The organism is Enterococcus rotai (assembly GCF_001465345.1).
GTDB classification, from domain to species: domain Bacteria; phylum Bacillota; class Bacilli; order Lactobacillales; family Enterococcaceae; genus Enterococcus_L; species Enterococcus_L rotai.
In genome coordinates this window covers 2,397,891-2,423,593 of sequence record NZ_CP013655.1, presented here as the reverse complement: position 1 = coordinate 2,423,593, position 25,703 = coordinate 2,397,891, and the positions used below count along the sequence as shown (strand labels likewise).

At 32.0% G+C, this 25,703-nt stretch carries 23 protein-coding genes; 3 read left to right on the top strand and 20 right to left on the bottom strand.

The features are described 5' to 3' along the window. Positions 1-5: 5 nt before the first annotated feature. Both ATZ35_RS11295 and ATZ35_RS11290 read left to right on the top strand, forming a co-directional pair. Complete coding sequence (locus tag ATZ35_RS11295; protein WP_208930475.1) at positions 6-347, top strand: iron chaperone; 342 nt, start codon at positions 6-8, stop codon at positions 345-347. A gap of 144 nt (positions 348-491) precedes the next feature. Further along, entirely contained in the window at positions 492-2,936 is a 2,445-nt protein-coding gene (locus tag ATZ35_RS11290; RefSeq protein WP_208927320.1) for a transglycosylase domain-containing protein, read from the top strand. Between the two features lie 296 nt (positions 2,937-3,232). Here the strand turns inward: ATZ35_RS11290 and ATZ35_RS11285 are convergent, their stop codons facing one another. The 15 genes from ATZ35_RS11285 to ccpA all read right to left on the bottom strand — a co-directional run bounded on the left by ATZ35_RS11285 (position 3,233) and on the right by ccpA (position 20,061). Then, a complete protein-coding gene (locus ATZ35_RS11285; protein WP_208927319.1) occupies positions 3,233-3,919 on the bottom strand; it encodes an SDR family oxidoreductase in 687 nt (228 codons plus the stop codon). 14 nt (positions 3,920-3,933) lie between these two features. Next, positions 3,934-4,914: a hypothetical protein gene (locus ATZ35_RS11280; RefSeq protein WP_208927318.1), complete on the bottom strand. Its 981-nt coding sequence runs from the start codon at positions 4,912-4,914 to the stop codon at positions 3,934-3,936. Beyond that, positions 4,904-6,529 carry a YcaO-like family protein gene (locus ATZ35_RS11275; RefSeq protein ID WP_208927317.1) on the bottom strand — a complete coding sequence of 542 codons (1,626 nt, stop codon included), beginning with the start codon at positions 6,527-6,529 and terminating at the stop codon, positions 4,904-4,906. The genes ATZ35_RS11280 and ATZ35_RS11275 overlap by 11 nt, the downstream gene beginning before the upstream one ends. Before the next feature lie 18 nt (positions 6,530-6,547). Next, entirely contained in the window at positions 6,548-7,423 is an 876-nt protein-coding gene (locus ATZ35_RS11270; RefSeq protein WP_208927316.1) for a hypothetical protein, read from the bottom strand. Positions 7,424-7,441: 18 nt separating this feature from the next. After that, entirely contained in the window at positions 7,442-8,203 is a 762-nt protein-coding gene (locus tag ATZ35_RS11265; protein ID WP_208927315.1) for a SagB/ThcOx family dehydrogenase, read from the bottom strand. 4 nt (positions 8,204-8,207) lie between these two features. Then, positions 8,208-9,026, bottom strand: coding sequence for a lantibiotic dehydratase C-terminal domain-containing protein (locus ATZ35_RS11260; RefSeq protein WP_208927314.1), 819 nt, complete (start codon positions 9,024-9,026; stop codon positions 8,208-8,210). Positions 9,027-9,054: 28 nt separating this feature from the next. Continuing rightward, positions 9,055-10,353: a hypothetical protein gene (locus tag ATZ35_RS11255; RefSeq protein ID WP_208927313.1), complete on the bottom strand. Its 1,299-nt coding sequence runs from the start codon at positions 10,351-10,353 to the stop codon at positions 9,055-9,057. Beyond that, the gene (locus ATZ35_RS11250; protein WP_208927312.1) at positions 10,328-11,878 is read right to left on the bottom strand and encodes a YcaO-like family protein; all 1,551 of its coding nucleotides are present in this window, start codon (positions 11,876-11,878) and stop codon (positions 10,328-10,330) included. The genes ATZ35_RS11255 and ATZ35_RS11250 overlap by 26 nt, the downstream gene beginning before the upstream one ends. Before the next feature lie 23 nt (positions 11,879-11,901). Next, positions 11,902-12,906, bottom strand: a complete 1,005-nt coding sequence (locus ATZ35_RS11245) for a hypothetical protein (protein ID WP_208927311.1) — start codon at positions 12,904-12,906, stop codon at positions 11,902-11,904. Positions 12,907-12,913: 7 nt separating this feature from the next. Then, positions 12,914-13,951, bottom strand: coding sequence for a hypothetical protein (locus tag ATZ35_RS11240; RefSeq protein WP_208927310.1), 1,038 nt, complete (start codon positions 13,949-13,951; stop codon positions 12,914-12,916). Then, entirely contained in the window at positions 13,941-16,403 is a 2,463-nt protein-coding gene (locus tag ATZ35_RS11235; protein ID WP_208927309.1) for a hypothetical protein, read from the bottom strand. Before ATZ35_RS11235 ends, ATZ35_RS11240 begins: the two co-directional genes overlap by 11 nt. A 33-nt stretch (positions 16,404-16,436) precedes the next feature. Continuing rightward, a complete protein-coding gene (locus ATZ35_RS11230) occupies positions 16,437-17,192 on the bottom strand; it encodes an ABC transporter permease (RefSeq protein ID WP_208927308.1) in 756 nt (251 codons plus the stop codon). Beyond that, positions 17,162-17,836 (bottom strand): ABC transporter ATP-binding protein, encoded by a 675-nt coding sequence (locus ATZ35_RS11225; protein WP_244148155.1) that lies wholly within the window; start codon positions 17,834-17,836, stop codon positions 17,162-17,164. The genes ATZ35_RS11230 and ATZ35_RS11225 overlap by 31 nt, the downstream gene beginning before the upstream one ends. A 339-nt stretch (positions 17,837-18,175) precedes the next feature. Then, positions 18,176-18,352, bottom strand: a complete 177-nt coding sequence (locus ATZ35_RS11220) for a thiazolylpeptide-type bacteriocin (protein WP_208927306.1) — start codon at positions 18,350-18,352, stop codon at positions 18,176-18,178. Positions 18,353-19,059: 707 nt separating this feature from the next. Beyond that, complete coding sequence (ccpA, locus tag ATZ35_RS11215) at positions 19,060-20,061, bottom strand: catabolite control protein A (protein ID WP_208927305.1); 1,002 nt, start codon at positions 20,059-20,061, stop codon at positions 19,060-19,062. A gap of 213 nt (positions 20,062-20,274) precedes the next feature. Between ccpA and ATZ35_RS11210 the strand changes: the two genes are divergently transcribed. Beyond that, complete coding sequence (locus ATZ35_RS11210) at positions 20,275-21,375, top strand: M24 family metallopeptidase (protein WP_208927304.1); 1,101 nt, start codon at positions 20,275-20,277, stop codon at positions 21,373-21,375. 50 nt (positions 21,376-21,425) lie between these two features. On the opposite strand, the gene ATZ35_RS11205 is transcribed toward ATZ35_RS11210, so the two are convergent. The 5 genes from ATZ35_RS11205 to lgt all read right to left on the bottom strand — a co-directional run bounded on the left by ATZ35_RS11205 (position 21,426) and on the right by lgt (position 25,670). After that, positions 21,426-22,016 carry a YtxH domain-containing protein gene (locus ATZ35_RS11205; RefSeq protein WP_208927303.1) on the bottom strand — a complete coding sequence of 197 codons (591 nt, stop codon included), beginning with the start codon at positions 22,014-22,016 and terminating at the stop codon, positions 21,426-21,428. A gap of 23 nt (positions 22,017-22,039) precedes the next feature. Then, complete coding sequence (locus ATZ35_RS11200) at positions 22,040-22,483, bottom strand: DUF948 domain-containing protein (RefSeq protein ID WP_086281127.1); 444 nt, start codon at positions 22,481-22,483, stop codon at positions 22,040-22,042. A 193-nt stretch (positions 22,484-22,676) separates the two neighbouring features. Next, positions 22,677-23,573, bottom strand: a complete 897-nt coding sequence (gene galU / locus ATZ35_RS11195) for a UTP--glucose-1-phosphate uridylyltransferase GalU (protein WP_208927302.1) — start codon at positions 23,571-23,573, stop codon at positions 22,677-22,679. A gap of 21 nt (positions 23,574-23,594) precedes the next feature. Further along, entirely contained in the window at positions 23,595-24,611 is a 1,017-nt protein-coding gene (locus ATZ35_RS11190; protein ID WP_208927301.1) for an NAD(P)H-dependent glycerol-3-phosphate dehydrogenase, read from the bottom strand. A gap of 228 nt (positions 24,612-24,839) precedes the next feature. Then, positions 24,840-25,670: a prolipoprotein diacylglyceryl transferase gene (gene lgt / locus ATZ35_RS11185; RefSeq protein WP_208927300.1), complete on the bottom strand. Its 831-nt coding sequence runs from the start codon at positions 25,668-25,670 to the stop codon at positions 24,840-24,842. Positions 25,671-25,703: the final 33 nt, after the last annotated feature.

The following is a 25,703-nucleotide window of genomic DNA, read 5'->3' as shown; positions in this document are numbered from 1 at the left end:
CCATGATGACTATTATCGAAGACTATATCGCAAAAATGCCAGCAGATCGTCAAGAGAAATTACAACAGCTGTATACTACCATTAAAGAACTTGTTCCAAAAGCTACAGAAAAAATGTCTTATGGAATGCCCACATTCTATTTAAACGGTAACTTAGTCCACTTTGCGAATGCTAAAAACCATATTGGCTTTTATCCCACTCCAAGTGCTATTGAAGCATTTAAAAATGAGTTGACTACCTTTAAAACAAGTAAAGGGGCCATTCAATTTCCTTTGGATCAAGAATTACAACTAGCATTGATCAAAAAAATCGTATTATTTAGAGTAGAAGAAAACACGTCAAAATAATAGAACTTGAACAATACGTCACCCATTTATATGGATCTACGCTGACCTTTTTGATCCCGATTTATATTAAGTTTTTTCGATTAAGTTCTTATAAATACCTGAACAACTGTTCATTATAGCTTTTTTTTGCTATAATATCACGGAATGTATCATTTTATTGAGGTGAAGCTTTTGGACAATCAGGATAATTCCCGTATAACGGAACAACATTCTAAGAAGGTACCAGAAAAGAAAAAGATTTTTTTAATTATAAATGTCGTAATTCGTGTACTACAATCTTTATTTGTATTTGCAGTTGTTCTCCTACTATTAGGCGGTGCCTTAGGTATGGGTATTGGTATGGGGTATTTTGCTTTTCTAGTGGAAGATACTCAGCCACCGACTAAAGAAGAACTTCAGACGGAAATCAGCGATATCACAGAGGTTTCCAAAATGACATACGCCGATGGTACGAATATTGCTATGATTAAATCCGACTTAGTTAGAACCAGAGTTGATGGAGAGCACATCTCCCCACTATTGAAAAAAGCGATTATTTCTACTGAAGATGAGTACTTTGAAGAACACAAAGGTGTTGTTCCCAAAGCCGTGATTCGTGCCCTTGTTTCAGATGCAACAGGGATGGGCGGTTCATCTGGTGGTTCAACACTAACGCAACAACTAGTCAAACAACAAATCTTAACGGATGAAACAACGTTCAAACGAAAAGCCAACGAGATACTCTTAGCTTTTCGCATCGAAAAATATTTTTCAAAAGATGAGATCGTTACGACCTATCTAAATGTCTCTCCTTTTGGTCGAAACAACAAAGGTGAAAATATTGCAGGCGTTGAAGAAGCCGCAAAAGGTCTATTTGGTAAAAGTGCCAATGATTTGACACTTCCTCAAGCAGCCTTTATTGCCGGTCTACCGCAAAGCCCTATCATTTACACGCCTTATAGTAACACTGGTGCTCTAAAAGCGGATGAGAATCTTGCATACGGTATGAAACGAAAAGATTTTGTGTTGTTTAGCATGTATCGCGAAAAAGCAATCACAAAGGAAGAATATGAAACAGCTAAAAACTATGACTTAAAACAAGATTTCCAACCACAAGAAGCGTCTAATCAAAACACTGAAAGCTATCTTTATAATGCTGTTTTAGAACAAGCAACGAATGTTGTAATGGATATCAATATAGAAAAAGCTGGTGTGAAAAAAGAAACACTAGATGAACTGGGTCTTTCCCAATATAAAGACCAGGCACGGAAAGAAATTCAAAATCGTGGGTACACAATTCAGTCAACCATCGATCAAACAGTTTATGATACTATGCAAAATGCGGTCGCAAATTTTGGCTATATGCTAGACGATGGCTTTGGTGCTGGTTTCGTTGAGACTGGAAATGTTCTGATGGACAACAAAACGGGGCGCATTATTGGGTTTATCGCCGGTCGTGACTTTAATGTCAGCCAAAGTAACCATGCCTTAGATACCGTCCGCCAAGTTGGTTCTACAATCAAACCAATCTCCGTTTATGGTCCTGCTATTGACCAAGGAATGATCGGTTCAGAAAGCCGCTTAGCGAATTATCCAATGTCTTATAAAACTGGCGGAGAATTGACTAATGCCACAAATTCTGGAACGAACACCTTTGATACGGTGCGTCATGCGTTAGAATGGTCGTATAATATTCCTGTCTATCATCTAAATGAAGCAATGAAAGCACAAATGGGTGACGACAATTTCTCTTACAATAATTATTTAAGTAAAATGAACTACCCTGCAAGTGAGGCTTGGGCGTACGAATCAGCTCCTTTTGGTTCAGTTGAAACAACCGTCCTTACTCAAACAAATGGTTTCCAAGCCCTAGCAAACAAAGGGCAATATCAAAAAGGCTATATGATCGAAAAAATCACGGATAATAGCGGCAAAGTGATTTATGAGCATAAAAATGCGCCTGTTCAAGTCTATTCTGAAGCAACAGCATCAATCATGAATGACCTGATGCGCTCCGTCTTAGATTCTAAGATAACAACACCCTTTAAAAATATGTCTATAGGTCTCAATCCAGCCTTTGCAAATGTTGACTGGGTTGGTAAAACAGGAACCACAAATGCTTATAAAGATGCTTGGCTAGTCGTTTCTACACCAACCATTACATTAGGTTCTTGGACAGGCTATGATATTCCCACTGCAATGAGTCCAAATAGTGGTGATCAAAATAGTGCTTATCTAGCAAATCTGGCAAATGCCATCTATTCGGTCAGACCTGATCTATTTGGTGCAGGTGAGAAATTCACCCTTTCAAAAGATGTGATTAAATCAAATGTATCTAGCTTTACAGGAGAAAAACCTGGTACTTTTACTTATAATGGCGGTACTTATACAGCTCCTGGTCCAAATGTTGAATCCTTCTATGCAAAAGATGGAGCACCTAAAAGCCAATATAAATTTGGATACGGTGGAACAGATGCTAACTATAGTGCTTACTGGGGACGTTATGCAACCACAACGCCAGCTTCAAATCCAGGTACGACAACGCCTTCTTCTTCTGAGAAAAAAGAAGAAAAGAAAAAAGAGGACTATAAGAAAGAAAATAATAACTGATAAAACATAACTAAGATTGGCATTTCGGACAATTGCTAGGACTCATTATACGAAAACCAAAACCATAAAAAAATGACAAGCACTAGCTCCTACTAAAAATACACAATAGAACGAACACTTTAACCAACCACTAGGCGTTAGAGTGTTCGTTCTATTTACGACAAAAAATCGATGATTTGGTTGTTTCATCCTGTTGTTCCTAAGTCCAACAGACAACTTATACTTAGAAACAGTATAGCTATAAAAGCTGAGCTGAACAAAACTCTCTTTCCACCTCTCGCTTCCTCCTACAATAACTATACTATTGTATATCCATTATCTACTACTATGTTCTGTCCCCTTATCCCTTTAGAAGCTGCTGAATGTAGAAACATCATTACTGATACCACTTCATCAACTGAAATAAATTTTTTATTTGGGATTCTATTTTGAAGTATTTTCCCTTCCATGCTTTCTTCTAAAAATTTTTGAGATTTTTCAGTAAGAATATATGACGGTGAAACAACATTTATACGAACATCCTTATAATTCAGCTTTGAAAATTCTACTGTCAAGTTTTTGGCTAAGTGAATTAAAGCTGCTTTACTTTCTCCATATCCCATTCGATTTTCATGACCCACCACACCATTTTGAGAGCCACATAAAACAATAGATACATCATTAGAAAAGTACGGATATAATTTCTTAATACATTTAAAAACTGAACTGACATTTAAATCAAACATCTTATCCCATTCTTCATTCGTCACTTCAAAAAAACTCTTTGAATAATTTACTCCTAAAAAGAAAGTTAATCGAACGATTTTTGAATATCCAGATATATCTAATTCTTCCAACTGCTCATCATTTAACACATCCAGTGATAATTGACTATATGTTACTTTACTCTCTATCTTTTTATCTAGAATAAGTATTTCATGTTCTTCTTCCATCTCACAATATCTTTTTCCTAATGGACCATTCCCACCAACAATTACATGCACAAGTTTTCTCCTAACTATTCATTTTTTACTTTGTAAAGCTTGCTATTTCTCAAATCAACTATTATTCTTTTTTCTTTACAAATAATTTGAAAACAAGAACTACTAGAATCACCAAAATAAAATCGACCTTTTTCAATTTCTGCTTGTTGGAAAAAAAGGGTACCTTCGTACAAAATAAGAGATTTATAATCAATAGGTTTCAAAAATATATTTTCAAAATCCAAGTATTTTATTTCTTGATTGTAAAAAAAGTTAGCTTTGAAATGATTATCATCTAAAATATGAAGACGATTAACAGATGTTCCACCTTCTTTTTCAAAAAACGAATACATATGATTAATACCGACCATTTCATCTATTTCAATTTCATCGCCAGATAACATTTTTTTCTTAATATCTAAATAATTCCAATTAGTTGTATTTAATGAAGTATTCACACCAAACGGATAATTCAAATAAAAAATATGTTTCACTTTAAAATGCAGAATCATAAAAGTACCACATTCTTCAGCAACTTGCTCCATGAGACCACTAGAATCCACCTCTATAATTAAGGCACTATTAATTGCCACATTGTTCGCAAAAGAAGTCCAGTATGAAACATATTTTTGATCACTAATGTAAATATGTTTGACTACCTTTAAAGGGATACCTGAATATACACCTGTATAAAAACTGTTAATCCCTTTTATAAAATATGAACTGGGCTCAAATTGAAATACTTTTTTCAAAAATATTTGATCAATTTGAATCTGACTCCACTTATCTTTGATAAGCTTAATTATATACTCAATAAGTCTAACTGCCCTACTATTACTGTACTCTAAATTAGAAAACACCTTAAAAAAAAACTTTTCGCACGAAGTATTAGAAACATAATTTAATAGATCATTAACCGTTGTACTGGAAGAATTAACTTGAACCAACTGCCCATTAATTTTGAAAGCTACATCTATCCAGCCCTCGTTTTCATAAAAAACAATATCAGTCAGCATAATAATCTTTTCCTTGTGTCAATAATTTACTTTGAAGTACTCTAATATCATTTACATAACTAATTTTTTGGGAATTAATATAGATATCATCATTTTTAATTTTTGGGAAAAATAAGTACTTGTATATTGCCTCCTTGATTCGTTTATGCTCAAGTAAAACAGCGAATTTTTCTTTGATCATCAAATAATTTCTATACACTTTAGAAGACTCAACAAAATAACTATCTACTTCAATAGTTGTGTTTCCATCTAATAATTTATCAATCCCAATAAGATACTGTACATTTAAAAAGCTGAGTTCAGAATATTTGGGAATTGGTTTTTTTAATAAACTTAAAATGCTTTGCTTTTCATCAATATTTATTTTTTTCAAAAAATGCAAAAATTTTTTTCTTTTCTGGGAAGATAATTCTAGAAAATTTAAAATGGATTCAGTTTGATAGCGATAGTTTTCAAACCTTTTAAGCAAAATATCCAACTGATCTTCAACATAGCTAAATTGAGAAACCAGATATCTTACCACAATTTGTTTCTCAATTGAGTAATCCTTACATAAAACAATATGTCCCATTTCTTTTAATATGCTAATATATTTTTTGTAAGCTGTTTCATTATTAGTCCCAAAATCAAACTGAATTTCATTTAAAATTTCTCCCTGATTTAAAAATCCTAAATGATAATAACCATCGCCATCTCGTATTATATTTTGTAAATTCAAATGATAAAACTCCTTATCATTTGAATACACTGGATCTTTCCAAAAGTAATCTTCAATATTTCTACCTTGAAAAAATTCAGTAAAACATCGCTCAAGCGCAATTGTAAAAGTGAAATGTGAACCAAATTTAACAAAATATTGACCATTATCTCGAAATAAAATAATTGCTAAAACAGGTATTGTATTATTAAACGTACAATCTTTAACGAGCAATCTTAAAGACTCTTTTTCTAATAAAATATTTATTTTTTCTGTAAGTTCTTTATCTGAATATTGCTCCCAATTTTCAATTGTTGGAACAATTTTATTTTGTTCAATAATTTGTTTATTTGCATTTCTTTCAAAAATCTCAGACAATGCTTGAACACTAGCTTCATAAAAAGTATTCCCAAATGCCATTCCATTAGAACCAAAAAAAGTATCTAAAACGCCTAGTGGGATTTTCTCTTTCATTCCATTATCTAATCTAGTATATTCCTCACTCACTACAAATTGCCTACTAATCTCAAAAAAATTATTTTGTAAAGATAGTACATTCTCTCTCGAAATTGGATAACCGATTAACTCTGCAATTATTGAATACTCCTGTTGATGACTAGTTAAAACCCAAGAAGCATTTTTTTCGACAATTTGATCATTTAATGGAGCATGAAAACGAAACAATACGCCTGTTAAAATTCTTTCAACTAATTCTCCATAGGCACTGGCTTTGGCGTACTCTTCGGTCGTTCCTTTTCCGTTAGTAAACAACGTGGTACCTTGTACTTGTATTAATATTGAATAAAAACCAGCAGTATTCTTTACCTTTTTTTCAACTACCTTTATTTTATTTTTTTCTAAAAATTGTATTATATTTTTAATTGTATCCTTAGCTGTAAATTCCTTATGTCTATCCATTTTTTCCCCTTTCCATTTTCACTTAGTAATGATCTTATATCTTTCACAACAAGAACACTTGGATTTCCTTTCATTATATTTTGTTGTACCTGATAAATCAGATAATTTGATTCTAAATTTTTTACCTTTATATAACGTAGTATCATCTGACAATATAGACAGTAATATTCGATTATATTTAGGTATTTCCATTTGAAAGAGCGATGACAGTAAGTCTTTTTGAAACGAAGTGATTGGTTGAAACGTTATTTTATCCTGTATTTGATTGTTACATAGGAAACAACCATAATCTTTTCCAATATAAGTTTCTCCAACTAAAGAATCATCATGACAGTAATAATAGCAACGAATACTATCATTCTCTACCATTATTTCTTCTAGTTGTTGAATTTCCTCAACAGTATAACTAGAACGATTAATAAAATATATTTCTTTCTCTGATTTGGGGTGTACATCAGAAATAGTTCGTATATTTTTTATATTCTGCATCGATAAAATCAATTCAGTTTTATCTTTAGTAATGTAAATAAGTGTATACGTATAAAAGGTTTCTCGGACATAGATTTCTATCATTTCAGGATAAATAAAATAAGATGCTTGATTATCATGAGAAAATCGTTTTGCTTCTTTTTCAATTTTCATTCGATAGCTTATTTCTTTATCTGTCGGTTCAACAAAAAGACCTGGTAGTACTTTTTTTAATTTTTCTATCAAATTAACAAAATACAGTCCTTCATTTACAATATTTTCTACATAATTCAGTTTTAAAAACGCCGGAATAAACTGAGATTTTACTTTTAGTTTCTTTTCAACCTGTTTTTTTTCACAATTATAAATTCCTAAAACATTATCACTAACTTTTATAAGATAATAATTGGGATTTAATATTTCCATTTATCCATCACTTCCCTTTTAGCCCAACGCTAAGATATATAAACAATATTCTTGATTACTTTTTATTAATTCACGAACTTTCTCATCATAAAAACCACCTAATGGTACACTATTGATTCCCATTAAACTAGCCGCTATCTGAATATTCTCGCAAGCATGTCCTGTTTCCAATAAACTAAGGCGATAAGATAATTGTCCATATCTTGAAAATAAATCACTAAAATTTGTTGTAAAAAAGAACAAACAATTTGAAGCTTCAAACGAGTATTCACCAATTTTAGTCATGGAACAAATTTCATCAATTTCTCCTTTTTTTAAAGAATTAACTTCTTCTAACTCTTCACGATCAGGATTATATTTGAATATTTTTCTATCAATTGATTCATCGCCAAAATTAGACAAGTATATATAAAAATTGATTGAAAACATTAATCCAGCCGTTGGATATGCTCTTTTTAAATTACCAAATACATCTTCCTCTGTTATTCCAATCGCTCTTTTAAGCAGAATACCTAATTTTTCTTTAGTCATATTACAATTAAACGCCCACGAAGTTCGTCGATTTTTAAAGACTTCTTTCAATTGATTATCTAACTTTTTATTGTCAATTTTAAAAATTTCAGATTGTTTAATCACAATTTCTTTTGATTCCACTTTTCTTTTTTCTTGGCTTTTATCTGGACGGTTAGCAGACATATTAGAAAGTGAATGCATACTTCCAAGATGAAAATCCATCAATCGAGTTAAATCAAAATAAGGATTTTTCCCTTTAGACCACACTTTTTTACCTCCCTTGTTGTTGTCCCCGCATGAAATTAGCCAATTCGCCTTCTACCCATGGCGGGACAGATAACCTATTATTCGTCATGTGTATCTGCGAGCTAAGCATATAATAAAAGGTGGATGAATCATTTACTGATGATTTTAATTGCAAAAGCTGATTATCTAGCTTTTCAAGCAACATTTTTAATTTTTGATTATTCAGCTGATGTTCTATTCTTTCTACGTAAGTTTCTAGATTAGATAAATTTAACTTTTGATTCTCACTTTGCTTAAAATTTTTCCAATAAACATAATATTGTTCTAAAAATGAAGTTTTATCTTCGACACTTCCGATGGTATCTATCACACGCTTTAGCAAGAAATAAGCATATATTAATCTAACTTGCATACTAGAGCCCATTTCAATTAATGTTCCAATTATTTCAGAAGATGTTTGAAAAATTTGTTCATTTTTCATGAGTACTAAATCTTTTCCGTATCGATGATACTCAGGTTCATATGTTTCCTCAACTATTTCTCCTTGTAAATACCATGGTAATGATTCATAGTCAATTTTTTCCCCGTCAAACGTGTGATTTCTATAATATTCTTCAGAAGACATTTCTCGTACTCTATTTATTTTTTTCTCAAAACTCTTAAAAATTTGAAGAATTTCTTGTTTACAATTCGAGTTACTAAACCGAACTCTCAGATGAGGCCCACCATACCAATATCGGATAAAAAACCATTTAGTATCTCTTTTCTCAAAGTATTTTTTGAGCATAATAATAATCTCATTTTGAGTGTCTATTGAGTGAATATAATAATACATTGACTCCATTAAATTTTCTCCCATCCAAACAAAATATCTAACTTAAAATTAACTTTCTATTTTGATTATTTATTCCCACTATTTGCATATATGTAACATATTCATATTGTTGGAATTTTGAAAGCACATACTTATCATTGATGTTACGAAAACACCTGCTTATATAGTCTTTCTGCGAAAAAAAGATCGATACTTCATGCATTAGTTCCGCTGATTGTATAAAATCTATTAAAACAGTTTTACTGTTGTTAGCAGTTTTTCGTTTGGAAAATGTTAAAAATAAATAACTTGCTTTCTCTACAGATATATATTCCATAGAATCATAAAATACTTTTTCAATATCAATGAAATCCCTCATATCCTTTATTTCTTCTGGACAAATTATCTTTTTTTGAACAAGATCAAAAATAATCATATCTATCCTTGAATAGTTTTTTTTATTGAGTTCCATTAATTTGTTCAATTCAATTGTTTCCACTTCTTTTGTTTCACTAAAGGATAGGCCCTCGTAACTTTGCAGACTTGTTCTTTTTTTCACTATGAAATCATAATCAAAAACCTCAAGTAACGGTTCTTTTTTCCCTCTTTGCAAGGAATCATAACTGTTTATTCCCTCAATAAATAAAGAAAAATTTGAATCTACTACTTCTTCAATTCTTAAATCACTTTCCAAAAAAAGACTTTTATCACCCTCTAAACTTAAGTCAATCGCATGATTATATTCAAAGTTCAGACAAACTAATGGAAAAAAATTACTGTTTATTGTTGAATTTTTTGGTAAATACTCAATAACTGAAACAGGATAGTTAAATTGATCAGTTAATTTTTCAAAATGATTAATTTGATGTCCAGCATCTAATAGAGAAAGAATAAAACCAAATCGGCCATAGTAACTCCCAATATTGGCATGATCATAAAATAGTTTTATCGTAATATCTAATTTATCTGTGTATGCTTTTTGTAAATATCCCGATGTCAAATAGAAGTCTTGATGATTTTTTAAATAAATGAAGTTTAATTCATGTCCGTTGAAAGAAAAATTCATCGTTACAGTATATCCTTGAAATCCTCTTGCAGAAGGAGATAGTGCATGGTAAATATAGGGGTTTTCTGGCTCCATACGGTCAACATCAAACATCAAACTTAAAAAATCAATTAATGGTGTTCCCTCACTCACTATATTTTGTAATAAATAGCTATTATCTATCTCTGATGCATATGTTGATACATATCTTTTAGGTAAAATTTCATCTTTTATTGTAGAATATCGATTCGTCAAATGCTGCTGAAAAAAATCATAGTTATTTTTTTTAAGGGAATGGGTGCGGTTCGTCATAAAATTCTCCCTCTTCATATTTAATTTGATTTTTATAAATCGATTGATCAATTGCTTGATCAATTCGTTTAATATTTATTCTTCGATTTTTATACCCAAAGTACATTGTCTGCATTTCAGGTATTATAACTTTAGTACAAGAAAAACCTATTTGGTTTAAAACCTCCATTTCATAATTGCAACAATAGATATCTTGTATAAAAGATAGTTTTTCTAAAATATATTCTACAGCCTCCTTATCTGTTTTAATCGTAGGCTTTCCTTCAAATAATTCTGCAATATCATATTCTTGTTCAGTATCCAAAAGATGTTGATACAACTCAATAGACTCGTAACCAGAATAATAGTTGAAATGATCTGATAATTTCTGTACGTCTTCTTTCTTTACAAATTTTTTTTCACCGGTAATAGGATTATTTCTGTATATGTTGTGAGCTACAATAACCTCTTTTAATGCATTATCTACAGCAATCGTATGATTAATATGTGAAGCTGAACTTACATAGGTTGCCGGTTTTTCATCAAAAGATATTACCAATGCCAAAATTGTCGGAATGTCAATATCAAATCTCATATCAAACAAATAAACTTTTTTATTATGAGTTTCAAATTGACTTATTACATTTTGCTGTTGCTCGTTCAAACTTTTTTTGTTCACTCTTCGCAATGTTATTTGTTTGTGCCAATAAACTAAAAATGAATCTCTTTCTATAAATTCCAGCAATGAAAATAAAAGTGATTCATAATATGTTGATCCTAGTGCCATTCCATTACTCGTCTCAAGTACAGCTAAAGAATCCATTTTTTCGTTAAAAATAAACAGCTGCTTGGGCAACCACTCTAAAGTTTTTGATTTTAAATTGTATACTTCTATAAACTCAATTTCCTCATCTTTAATTTTTTGAAATTCTTGCAAAAGAATAGTGTTTTTCAGTCCATCCTTCACTAAATATCGGTTGGCTTTATTTTCAGAACGATACATCGCTAATCTTTCAAGTGCTTCTAAAATAGCTTGTGTTTCTGCTTCTTCAAAACTTTTGCCTCTACCATATCCAGTTTCAATAGTATTCTCTGACATGAAAGGCTTAAATTCCACTCCCACCATAGCATACTCAATTGAGGAAATATCTTTGTAAATATTGGAGAAAATACCGTATTTATTATCAAAAAGTTCCTTTATTAACGTTGTAAGGTTCGGGTTTTGATTTACTCTAAGATTTTCAGATATAGCGACTGATCCCCAAAAATTCCCCACATTTTTTTGAGTCAAAAATAAGGGCAGTGATTGATGCTTGATGATGTTTATATTATCAAATAAAATTTCGTAGTACACTGGAAAAAGAGTTCCTTGAACATTCTTATGCTCATTTACTATTGAAGCGATTATCTGACAGTGATTATATTCTTCCAATTCATTGTCCATTAAATCCAGTTTTTTATTATATTTTAAATTTGTTAAGATGCATTCTTTTTGAATTTTTTTAATTTCTTTAGAGGAAAATAAATATCGATCTGTTACTTTCATCTATAGGCTCCTTTCTCTTACTTTTATAATGTTAGAATGTAGCCTGTCTCTTCAAATAATTTTTTATGATAGCACTGACACTGACAACTTTTCAACTCTTTTTTAAGATATAGCAATATCAATTGAACCATTTCTTCAAGCACCATGGAGTATTCACTTGATTTAACATAGATTTCAGGAATTTTTTTTCCTTTTAAATAGCCTTTACCATCATAAGTACCTTTTAAATTTTTTTCTATCTTATATCTAAAGAAAAAACTTGGATGTTTTGAAAGATAGTTGACTATATTTGACACAACTTCAATATTGGACAATTGCTTTTCCCCGGCTAAATCTAGATCACTTAATGCTGAAAATTCTTCCCTTGAGCATAATATAGGAGAATACGATGTAATTTCTAATTCATCCGTAATCATAAAATTTTTCTCATATTTTGGATGCTGCGATAGTACATCAACCATTAACAATGGAATATATTTTGACAATAATCTGTCTAATTTTTTGTTTTTTACACTCACTATGTTCCTCATACTTAATTCATTTTTTAGGCGAACTAATTCTTCTTTTGAAGAAACATACGACACTGAATTATGTTCATAGATTAAAGTTTGAAGAATAAATTCTTTTTTAAATACCAATTCTTCCAAATCTTTCTTACTTTCCACTCTATGGATCAAAATACTTTTATCTTTTCCTCGCTGTTCAATTATTTTTTGACAATCAGGATAGTTTCTTAAAATATACATATTCATTGGGGTAGTATCGAAATTAGGTTTTACTTCTACAATCGATTTTATTTTAATCAAAAAATAAAGCATTCTCAACACAGTTTCCTTACTATCATATTTTGAATAAAGTTTTTGAATTCCATCCATAGAATTTGGTGAAATAAAGCAAGTTATTAATTCTTTGCAGATATCTGGATTGATTATTTTTTTATTGACATTATACTCTTTTCGATCTACTCGAATGCAGACTTGTTCGCCAAATTGCTTCAAAAAAGTATTTCCTCTATATAATAAATACATATCCTATTCACTCCTCTTCTTCTAAAATTCTAGTAAGTGAATAAGCTGCAATTAGTCTCTTCACTGTGTTAAAACCGAGGCTAGGTAATAGTAAATAAATCTGATTTACCAAGCTTCTGTATCTTTGAAATTCATTCGATAAGTAAAATTTCAATTTTTTAACTTTAAAAGCTTCATTATGAAAATCACTGTACTTTCTAAATCTCAACATGGGTATTATATTCAAAATATTAAATTTGCTCTTTTCTTTTGCTTGAGTATTAGTAAAATGTTCAATCGCAATTTCCCATCTTCGCAAATAAATCTTATATTCATCATTTTTTACCAAGTTCTCTGTAGAGTTCCGATTAATAATCATAGCGAATTCTTCCTTATTTTGTTCATAATATTCACGAATCTTCGTGTCATATTGTTTCATACTATTTCTTTTATTATTGACGAACCCTAGATAATGAGATTTAAAAGATAGGTACCCATTATGGGTTTGATTATCTAACTTCTTAGAACATATATAGAAAAGGCTCACCAAAAATTTCATTTGTTCTATTTCATTATGACCATATAAATATAAAAAAGTATCCTCAATTAGCTCTTCAAACTGGAACCACCAATCATTTACATTCTTCTTAGTATTTTCTGATAAATATTCCCCTTTACGATCAATTTGTTCAATCAGTTCCAAGTCTACTGTATAATTCACATAGTCCGTTCTTTGATAAGATAAACGATTCATCTTTTTTATATTAAGCATCTGTTTTGAATAAACTGAATTTTCACGTAATTCGCTTGAATAGGTGTAATAGAACTCTTTCAATACCTTTGAAATTAGTTCATACATAGTAGTCACATTTACATCATGTGTATGAAAATAGATCCTAATGATTGGCCCCACATCAACAGTTCTCTGAAAAAAAAAACGACTTTCAGGGCTGATCTCTCTATTTTTCTTTAAAATTGGAATAAGGTACTCTGCGATAAATAATGTCTTATACTTTTTTTGGGCATTGAGCAATATATCAATCTTGTAATACTTCTTAGTCGCCATACCTAACCTCCTGTAAATATTCTGAAGCACTTTCATTCTTTGGTAATAATTCTTGTATCAAAATGCTGTTTGAAGATCTTAAAAAATTTAAAAAAAGTCTGAACAGCAATGGATTATTCAAATCAATGTATTGAGGTTTATCAAAAGAAGAAACAAACGATACAATGGGATCTTTAGAATCTGATTTTCTTGATTGAATAAAAAATTTATTCTCAAATCCCAAGTTTTTAACAGCTTGACGAAGTGATAAATAATTCTTAACTGTATTTTTTTTAGAATAATATTTCAATAAATAACTTGTTTCAACATAAACTTTACGGCGTTCCAAGACAATATTTTGATAACTAATTCGTGGTATTTTTACATAGGGATCTTGATTATTCTCTAACCAGAAAAAAGAGCTTTCAACAAGAAAATTTACATTTGAAAAAATGGAAGTTAAAAAAACAAGCTTTCCTGGGAAAAACGAACGGATTAAACTTGAAGAAATTACTGGTTTAAACTTCTCATGCCCCTTCTTCAAATAAAATTGTTGATCTTCCAAAATTAATTCTGAATCTTTTTCTTTTATTACGGGTTCCTCAGTTCTTTCTCTAGATGTTTCATCCTGATATCTTTTTTTAAAATATCTACTATCTACCATATTTGCATTAAAACCTAGATGTTCATGTAATTCTATCCACTCAAAATTTTCATGATAATAAAAATCTTCAATACTATTTTTGTTTTTTTCTAAGATATCTGTATACCGCAGATATCTCTGATAAAAACTTCCAAAACCGCTATATATATTATTTATGATCGTTTTGGACTCATCTTTTTGATAAAAAATTGAATAATAACAATCCTCAGCCTCATACTTTTTTTCTTCTAAATCACTGACTATTTCGTCAAACACAGATGTCACATCTAGTTCTACCTCTTCATGAAGACTTTCCCTGATGAATGCCACATATTTCTGTTTTAGCTTCTCTAAATAAAGATTGTTTGGCGCTGAAAATTCAAATTCTTTCCATGGTTTCGTCCAAAATTCACCAAAATAAAGGTTTTGTTCCATTAATAATTCTAGATTTCTGGTATTTAACAAGTTGTCTGATGTAGTAACTTTGCCTAAACGATGAATAAATTCATTTTTAGTTCTTTCATTGATATCAAACACTGCGAATATTTTTAACATATTTCCTAGATGTTCTGGTAGCTCCCTATCATTCTTCTCTTTATCTGCAAGCTCATTCCCTTGAACAACGTTATCTCCATATATCATAATTCCTTCTTCTGGGCAATCCATTTCAACATATGCAGCAATTTTTTTATATAATTCAAGTGTAGCGTGATAAGTTACACTTGAAAATTTTGTATTTAACTCTAAAAAATTTGTTTTCATATTTTTAAGCAAACCACTAAGTTCTTCCATGAAAAAATCTTCATCATTAATCTTTAAATCGTTTATTTTATTTTCCAACATATTAAAAACGTCCATACTTTCAATCATTTCAAGTTGTATTTCAAAAATTCCTAAATCAACCAATTTTTTTATAATGCTGCTGCCTTCAAGTGATGAATAACTAAACTTTTTACTAAATGAGGCTAAGGTATATTCTTTTTCAGAAGATTGAAGAATTGTCTGTACCAATGGATTCATTGCCAATTTTTTCATTTTTGGCATGGAATTAAAAATTTTAAAATTATTATGCTCATAATCGAATATGTATATATCTTTTTGTTCCCCTATTATAGAAATTCTAGGTGACAATCTAAATTTTGCTTTAAAAAGATATTGCTCTTTTAATAATAGAGTATATAAAAGTCTATAGAAAAATACATAATTCGGCGTTATTAAATTATCTTTTATTCTATATGAAAAATTATCTGCTTTATTAGAATAGAAAATAACATCATTAAAAAAGAAATACGGACTTGTTTTTGTCAAAGCTTTGTACACAATTTTCAAAACTGGGATTTCAACTTTTCTTAATTTTCGACTGCTATCATCATATTCACCAGCGATATATCTTTCAGTCTTAAAATACAAATCCCGATTTGTAATGAATAACATATTCATCATATTTTTATTTTCTTTCAAAAATAACTTCAATTCTTGGCGATTCAATAATTCGGATTGCTCCAATTCGTTATTAAAAGAATCATCAAGATCAATTAACTTTTTTCTGATTGACAAAAGCTTCTCTACTTCCTTTTCCAAATGTAACAAGTCAATTTCAATAGGAAGTCTTTTTTTAAAGTCCTTTTTAGCTAAATATTTTCTGACTTTCTTCAGCTCTTTTTGATTGTTAAATTTCACGAGAAGCTTGTTGCATTGTGAATCAAATTGCTTTTGCAATTGTATATAAATATCATACTTTTTATTTAATTCTGTTTGATCCAAAATCATTTCTTTTCCAACAATTTTTTTTCTTTCAATTCCTATAGGATGAATATTTAATGTACCCATTTTCTATTTTCCTCCGAATCTAATTTTACATGCTTAAAATAACGATTCTCTGTTTTTCCATTTGAATAAGACTATAGTGTAAATAGCGATTCCAATAATGATTAAAAACAAGTACGATTTCCATAACGTAAATCCTTGTTCGCTAAATATTTTCCCGACCCAAAATGATCTCAAGATTTGATTGGCTTGAAAAAGAGGATTAAATTTAGCGATTTGTTGAATTTTTGCTGGCATCATCGCTAATGGAATTGCGGCATCAGACAACATAAACATTGGAAAAAATGACCCCATCATAACAGCAGAAAAAGTAGTTACTTTTTGAGTAATAAATGAAATACCTATTCCTATAAGTAATGCGTATAAAATAAAAATAGAATAACCAAATATGAAGCCTATTTTTGATAACAGATATACAGAAAAGAGTAATCTTGAAGTCAATAGAATTAGAAAAAAAGAAAGCCATGCGGTTATATAGGCTTTAAATACAATGACAGAAATAAAGCGAAATAAGGAAACTGGTGTCACTAAAATTCTTTTATAGATTCCTTTCTCCTTATCACTAACAATTTGACTGCCTATGTTAAAAATTGAGCTAGCATATAAAATCAACACACAAAAGCCAGGGATAAACATTGAAAAAAAATCGGCCCCATCATACTTTTGTTCAGAGTACATACTGCCAAATATGATTAGACTAACGACTGGCATAATCACACTAAAAATTAAATATAACGGTTGTCTAAAATAAAGCTTAACCTCTATAACAAGTTGTTTTCTAAAAGCTGACACTTCTCTTCATCTCCTTTTTCATTGTTTTCCTCTAAATAGATAGCTAACAAATCTTTTTTTCTTTTTGCAATTAGCTCAGAAACCTCTCCAGAGAAAACCTTTTTTCCATTTTTTAAAAAAAGCACATGAGAGCAATTTTGTTGGATTTCATCCATATAATGAGATGAAACAATTATTAAACGATCTTTAGAAAACGCTTTGATAATATTCCATAACTCTTCTCGAGCTAAAGGATCTAATCCTGTTGTTGGTTCGTCTAAAATCAAAAGGTTGGGTTTGTTAATAATTGCTAGAGCTATATTAACTTTTTGTTTCATCCCTCCAGACAAACTTCTATACGTTTTATTTTGGTATTTTTTAATTCCAATCAGTTCAATTAGTTTTTCTATATTAAATGTCTCTTCATAAAATGAAGCAAAAAGTTCTAATAATTCGTAAACCTTTGCACTTTCATAGAAGGCATTTTCTTGTAAGATCACGCCTAATTTTTGTCTATATTTGTTATTGATTTCAATATTCATCTCACCCGAATCAAACTTTCTGAGACCACATAAAATTTCCAATAAGGTGGTTTTTCCTGAACCATTATGTCCAATAATTCCAACTATATTATTTGACTCAAAATTGAAATTGATTCGATCCAACGCGACAACTTCTCCATATTTTTTCAAAAGATTTTCAACTGATATATGCATTTTAAATTTCTCCTTCTGTAAAAAGTCGCAAAAACCACTGTATGTATTTCGGGGCAATCACCAGATTGGGTATTGAGCAACATCTTTATTTCTTAGAATCTGGGTAAGCGTACAAATTTAACTGTCTTAACTACTGTACATCATGACTTGCTATATCCTTTACAATCTAGTTGTTTTTCTCTAACTATTTCCCTAATTTTAAAGACTGAGACAAAGCTGATTTCTACGTTTGCCCCAGTCTCATAGCACTAATAAAGTCTTCAATCCTTAAATTTCCAACCTTCTATACTACGTAAGTGCGCAACATGATGTTGATAAGCAACATGAGCAACTGTCACATGAGGACAGTCCACTTGAAGCAGCTGTTTCTGACAGTGTAATTGTTTCATCAATTTCAATCAGTTCAACTTCTCCAAACATTTCATCTAAATCATTCAGTTCTACTTGACTATTTAATACTTCCATGCGTTGATTCCTCCCTTCATTTTTTAATGCTTAACATAAAGATGATTGTTTTTAATGATTAAACAACAAATTATTTAATGCATAAAATAATAAATCTTTATAAAAAAATACTAGCAAAGTCAGCAACAGCTGTCAATAGTTCTTTTCATAATGTATCTAAAAACAACCTTTAATTTATTTATTAGAAACCTTTTAAACGAAAAATATGAGATATACGCTTCATTTTAGGAAGATTAACTGGTTAAACATAACCTTTAGTGCCTTTGGAAACACTCATATCAACAGTTCATCTTTTTGAAAAAAACAGCATAAAAGGTTGAATGTTATGTGCAATCGGAAAAGAGGACCTAAAAACAAACCAACAGAAAAATAGCAAGAAAATTGAGTAAAGAGGATTAGAAGGAGAAGTGAACTTTCATGAATTGAGATTGACTATTAAATAAAGCTATAAACCTTACTGTAGACTATAATGATGAAACAAAACCATAATAAAAGACTAGCTCTTACTTAATGCTTAGTTAGTCAAAGTTGATCTCCGTCCTCTATTTCCTCCTTCCCATGGCAGAACGAATAGCATGTTCCAACTTGTCATTCAAGTTTACTTAGAGAAAAACGATCGATCTATTTCCTGTCTAATAAAGCTGACAGGAAATAGATCGATCGTTTTTGTTTGAGAGCTGATCTCCAATAGGTATTTGTTTCAAATTTTATTTCGTCGAACCTTTTTGATCCATACCATATGGTAAGATAACTGTTTTATCTTCGATTTCTTCTTTGTTCATCAATTTTGTCAATAAGCGCATTGCTACCGCACCAATATCATATAACGGTTGTGTTACACTTGAAAGACGTGGACGAGCAACTTCTGTTAATAATGAGTTATTACTTGTAATGATCTCGAATTCTTCTGGTACTTTCACACCAGCATCGATCATGCCATCTAACAAACCAATTGCTAGTTCATCATCGGTAACATAAGCAGCTGTTGCGCCACTGTTACGAATACGTTCAGCTAAAGAAATACCTGCTTTAAACTTATACTCAGATTCAAAAATCAACCCTTCGTTATACGTCAAACCATTATCCGCTAAAGCTTCTTTATAGCCCTTAATACGATTTTGACCATTGATTGGATCAATCAATGCACCGCTAACGAATGCAATTTTTTTATTGCCATTTTTAGCTAGTAAATTCGTTGCATCTTTTGTTGCTTCTGTATAATCAATATTGACACTACCAACTTGTTCATCTGGATCGATTGAACCCGCTAAAACAACAGGTGTTTTAGAACGTGAAAATTCTCCACGAATTTCATCAGTAATATGGTGTCCCATAAAAATGATTCCATCCACTTGTTTTGCCAAAAGATTGTTCAATACATTGACTTCTTTTTGATCATTGCTGTCAGAGTTAGCCAAAATAATATTGTATTTATACATTGTTGCAACATCATCGATTCCACGAGCTAAAGAAGCAAAAAAGATATTACTAACATCAGGGATAATAACACCCACAGTTGTTGTTTTTTTACTTGCTAAGCCACGGGCTACAGCGTTGGGACGGTAATCTAAGCGATCAATTACTTCTAACACTTTTTTTCGTGTAGCAGGTTTTACATTGGGATTGCCATTGACTACACGAGATACAGTCGCCATGGATACATTTGCTTCACGAGCAACATCATAAATCGTAATTGTTTGTTTTTCCATGTTTATTCTCCTAAATAGTTATAGTTGTTTTCATTTTCTGAAAACGCTGTTTACATTTCTCACTAAGAATAGCAGAATTATTTTATTTTTGCAACCGTTTTATCCTATTTTCATGAAAATTTACTCGATATTTCAAAAAGCGCTTTACCTCATTTCGTGGTATGATAAAGGTAAGTTTTATCGTAATCAGTTTTAAAAGAAAGAAGGATATCTATGAATCAAGAAAAAATCAACGAACTAAAAAAATGGATGGCCAAAGAAAATGTCGAATTAACGTATATTAGCGATCCTGGACATATTGCCTATTTTTCAGGCTATAAAAGCGACCCTCATGAACGAGTATTAGCCTTATTTATTTCATTAAATCATGATCCATTTCTATTTACACCAGCTTTAGAAGTTGAAGATGCACAAAAAAGCTCATGGACTTATCCAGTCTACGGCTATCTTGATAGTGAAAATCCTTGGGAAAAAATTGCCCAATTAATTAAAAAAAGTGGTAATCCAAGTAAAATTGCAACTGAAAAAGAAGCCTTGACTGTTGCGCGGTTTGATCAATTAAAACATTACTTCCCTGCTAGTGATTTTTCAGCGAGTGTTACACCTGTCATTGAAAAACTGCAATTATTAAAGACGCCAGCTGAAATAGCTACCTTGATGGAAGCAGGTAATTGGGCTGATGTTGCTTTAGAGATCGGTTTTAAAGCAATTAAAGAAGGGGCTAAAGAACAAGAAATCCTAGCTGAAATCGAATACCAATTAAAACGCCAAGGAATTCGTTCAATGAGTTTTGATACACTTGTTCTAACTGGAAAAAATGGTGCGAGTCCACATGGTAATCCAGGAAGTACGGCTGTTGCGAAACAAGACTTGGTTTTATTTGATCTAGGTGTTGTTTACAATGGTTATTGTAGTGATGTTACACGAACTGTCGCCTATCAAGAACCAACTGATTTCCAAAAAGAGATCTATTCCATCGTACTAGAAGCACAATTAAAAGCAATGGATGCTGTGAAGCCAGGAATTACTGCTGGTGAATTAGATGAGATCGCTCGTGGTGTGATCACTGGCTACGGTTATGGTGAATATTTCAACCATCGTTTAGGTCATGGTATTGGAACTACTGTACATGAATATCCATCTCTAGTCACTGGTAATGAACTGGTAATTGAAGAAGGTATGTGTTTCTCAATTGAACCAGGTATTTATATTCCAGAAAAAGTCGGCGTACGCATTGAAGATTGTCTACATGTTACTAAAACAGGCTGTGAAGCATTCACAAAAACGCCAAAAGAATTAATGATCATCGACTAATAACAAGAAAAAAGCTGGCACTCTAATTAGAATGCCAGCTTTTTTAGATTCTACTTGCCAGTAACTTCTTCTACTGTTTCTTTAGCAGCTTGCTTTGTTTCCTTTTTTGCTGCTTCTACTTTTTCAGGAACATCTTTCGTTACATCTTTTGCTTCAGAAACGCCCTCTGACACAGTTTCTTTCGCTTTTTTTGCTGACTCTTTAACGTCAATAAAAATATCGTCTGAGGCATCTTCTGCGATATCCCCTAACTCATCAACTTGATCATTCACGTCTTGAGCGGTCTTCTTAAAGCGATCAGATAAATCACCAGTTTGCTTTTTAAATGATTCTAAGACTGTATCTGAAACGCCTTGAGCCTTATCTAAAGAATCTTTTGTCATATCTTTGACATTACCAGCTAAATCACCTGCTTGCTCCCCTAGCACACTTGCTTTGTCTTTTGCAATCGATGATAATTCAGAACCTTTTTGCACAACGTAATCTGTATAATCTGATGCTTTATCTTTAAAATCATCTGCTTGATTTGCTAGATCTTCACGTAATTCTTTGCCCGATTTTGGTGCTAATAAAAGAGCTGCAACGGCTGCCGCTGTCCCACCAATAATTGCTCCTAAAAAAAATCCGCCTTTTTTTGCCATGTTTATTCCTCCATTATCTTTTATTATTTAACCGATTCACTTGTTTTTGATGTTTTCTTTGGTCGAAAAGCTCGAAAAGCTGCTCCTCCTACTTTACCGACAACACCTGCTTTAGCTGTTGATTTCCCAACTGCACCAACTTTTCCTAGTAAATTTCTACTAGAATAATTCAACTCAGAAACACTTTCACTTAAATCAGCAACTGCTGCAAACAATGGATCGATCGTTGCTACTTTCTTATTGACATCATCCAGCAATTCATTGCTTTTTACTAAAAGCCCCTCTACTTGCCTAGATAAAATATCGACATCTTTTGTTACGACCTCAATCGTTTTATTTGCTTCATCAACTGTCGTAGTAACTCGCTCAACGGTCTTACCGATTTTTATCAATACCAAAACAATAAATACTACTAATACAGCAAACGCCACTGCAGCGATTATCGCTGCAACCTCTCCACCTGTCATATTCTTGCTCCTTCCATCAATTATTTCATGTTCTTAGAATAACACCAACTGCTCTTTTTCACAAATTATTCAGTTGGCATTGTTATTTTAATTATAACAATTTATAGTATAGGTCTCCATCTTGATTTAATAAAAAAAGACAGAACATATTTGCTCTGCCTTCAACTGAAAATAATCTAGAAACAACTTCTAATTATTTTTCTTTTGGTGCATCTTTTTTTGATAATTCAGCACCCAATTCAATGATATAGTCACGTAGATTATCTTTCACTTCTGGATGGACTAAGCCATATTCAATACTTGTTTTCATAAAGCCAAATTTATCCCCTACATCATAACGCTTACCAGTAAACTCTCTAGCAAATACACGTTGAGTTTTGTTCAAGGTATCAATGGCATCGGTTAATTGAATCTCACCACCAGCACCTGGTTCTTGTGATTCTAATACATGGAAAATTTCCGGTGTTAACAAATAACGACCAATAATCGCTAGATCACTTGGTGCTTCTTCAGGTGTCGGCTTCTCAACAAAATTATTCACGTTGTATAGCCCTTTAGAAACTTCAGCTTCGGGATTAATAATACCATATTTTGATGTTTCTTCATGAGGTACTTTCATAACTGCAATCGTTGAAGCATGTGTTTCATCATAATCGTTCATTAATTGTTTCGATAATGGAATTTTATCTTCCATGATATCATCGCCTAGCATAACCACAAAAGGTTCGTTGCCTACAAAAGCTTTTGCTTGTAAGACAGCATGTCCCAAGCCTTTTGGATGAGACTGGCGAATAAAATGCAGATTAACATCCGTTGTTTCTTCTACTAATTTTAGTAAGTCAGTTTTATTTTTTTCGCGAAGATTACTTTCTAATTCAAAGTTTGCATCAAAATGATCTTCGATTGGACGTTTTGCTTTTCCTGTGACAATCAAAATATCTTCGATTCCTGATGCTAACGCTTCTTCAACGATAAATTGAATCGTTGGTTTATCTACGATCGGCAGCATCTCTTTTGCCATCGCTTTTGTTGCTGGTAAAAATCTTGTTCCCAGACCAGCTGCTGGAATCACCGCTTTTTTTACTCTCATGCCATTTGGCCTCCTCAATAATTATATGGAAAATTCATTCTCCGTTTTACCATCACGCAACATGATTTCTTTTGCTGCTTGTTTGACATCTTGAGCTTCATATAATACGTTATAAATTGCCGTCGTAATCGGCATATCGACATTTAATTGTTGAGATAACTCATAGGCTGCTTTAGTTGTCGAAACCCCTTCAACGATCATGCCCATATTCTCAAGAACTTCGTCCAAACTGTGGCCTTTGCCAAGCAAATTCCCTGCACGCCAATTACGCGAATGAATACTAGTACATGTAACGATCAAGTCACCAACTCCGCTTAGACCAATAAAAGTCAAAGGATTAGCCCCCATGGCTACACCTAAACGGCTGATTTCAGCTAAACCACGTGTCATGATCGCAGCTTTTGCATCATCTCCAAAACCTAAACCATGAATCGCTCCAGCACCTAACGCAATGATATTTTTCAAAGCCGCTCCCGTTTCAACACCAATAACATCGTCATTCGTATAAATTCTAAAATAATCATTCATAAACAGACGTTGAACATATGTCGCTGCCTCTAAATCCTCACTTGCGGCAGTAATCGTCGTAATATCATGAACTGCGACTTCCTCTGCATGACTTGGTCCAGATAAAACAGCTACACCTCGCCTTTTTTCTGCTGGAATCTCTTCCATCAAAATTTCAGATATCCGTTTATGGCTCCCTTGCTCCAACCCTTTACTGGCATGGATGATCAATGGCTGATTTCGGCATTTTGCTGTAAATTCTTGTGCAACCGTTCGAATCGCTTTAGTCGGAACAACGAACAAAACTGCATCCGCATCAGCAATGCACTCTTCCAACGACATTTTCCCTTGAATCGATTCTGGAATCACCAAATCGGGAAGATAATGCTGATTCGTATGATGAGTATTGATTTCATCAATTTGTGCCTTATTATGCCCCCATATCCGAACCTCATGCCCATTTTCTGCTAAAACTTGAGCCAATGCAGTTCCCCATGAACCGGGACCTAAAACAGCAACTTTTTGTTTCATTGGTGAAAAACTCCTTTCAAAATAGAAAAGCTGAACGAATCGTTTAGCTCTGACTGAAAATTAGGAATCTGAACAGGGAATGATTTTTGTTCCATGTATAGAATATCGATTTCCCGAAAATCTAGATCGTCACTTTATATTCCCTTTAAATAAACAGACTAAATTACTAATTGTATAACTTTCATACCCACTTAATAGTTTAACATAGCTAGACCATAATGGGCAGTTCTAATCGGCTTTTTTTACTGTTCCTTTTTCACGGTTGTAAAATGGTGTCGATCCTTTTTTACGACGAATAATTAAAATTGCAATTGCTCCGAAAAATAGAACCAAAGAAAACAATTGTGACACACGAATACTGCCAAATGCATACAGACTATCTGTCCGCATTCCTTCAATAAAGAAACGTCCGAAAGAATACCAAATGACGTAACTTAAAACTACTTCGCCTTCTTTTAAGAAATTCTTCTTTTTCCTTAAAAGAACCAAGACGACAAAACCTAAGACATTCCATACAGATTCATATAAGAACGTAGGCTGATGATACGTTCCATCGATATTCATATTATCAATAATAAATTTAGGTAAATGTAGTCCTTCTAAAAATCCTCTTGTAGTGGCCGGTCCATACGCTTCATGGTTCATAAAATTACCCCATCGCCCAATTGCTTGTGCTAAAATCACACTGGGTGCTGCAATATCTAGAAAGGTCCATGTTGAAATAAAACGGTGTCTAGTGAAGAAAAATAATGCAAGCCCTCCACCGATCAATCCACCATAAATCGCTAAACCTCCATTTCTAGTCAAAATAATTTCAATTGGATTATCAACATAATCCTGCCACTGAAAAATCACATAGTACAGACGAGCACCAATAATTGCACTTGGTAACCCCCATAACATAAAATCAATCACATCATCTTCTTTTAACCCGACGCGAACCGCTTCTCGACTACTTAGCCAAACAGCTAGCACGATCCCTGAAACAATAATAACTGCATACCAGTAAACAGATATCCCAAAAAGATTAAACGCTACTGGATTTACTTGACCTAACATTTAGCTTCCTCCTATTTTAAAAGCTGAAAGAGC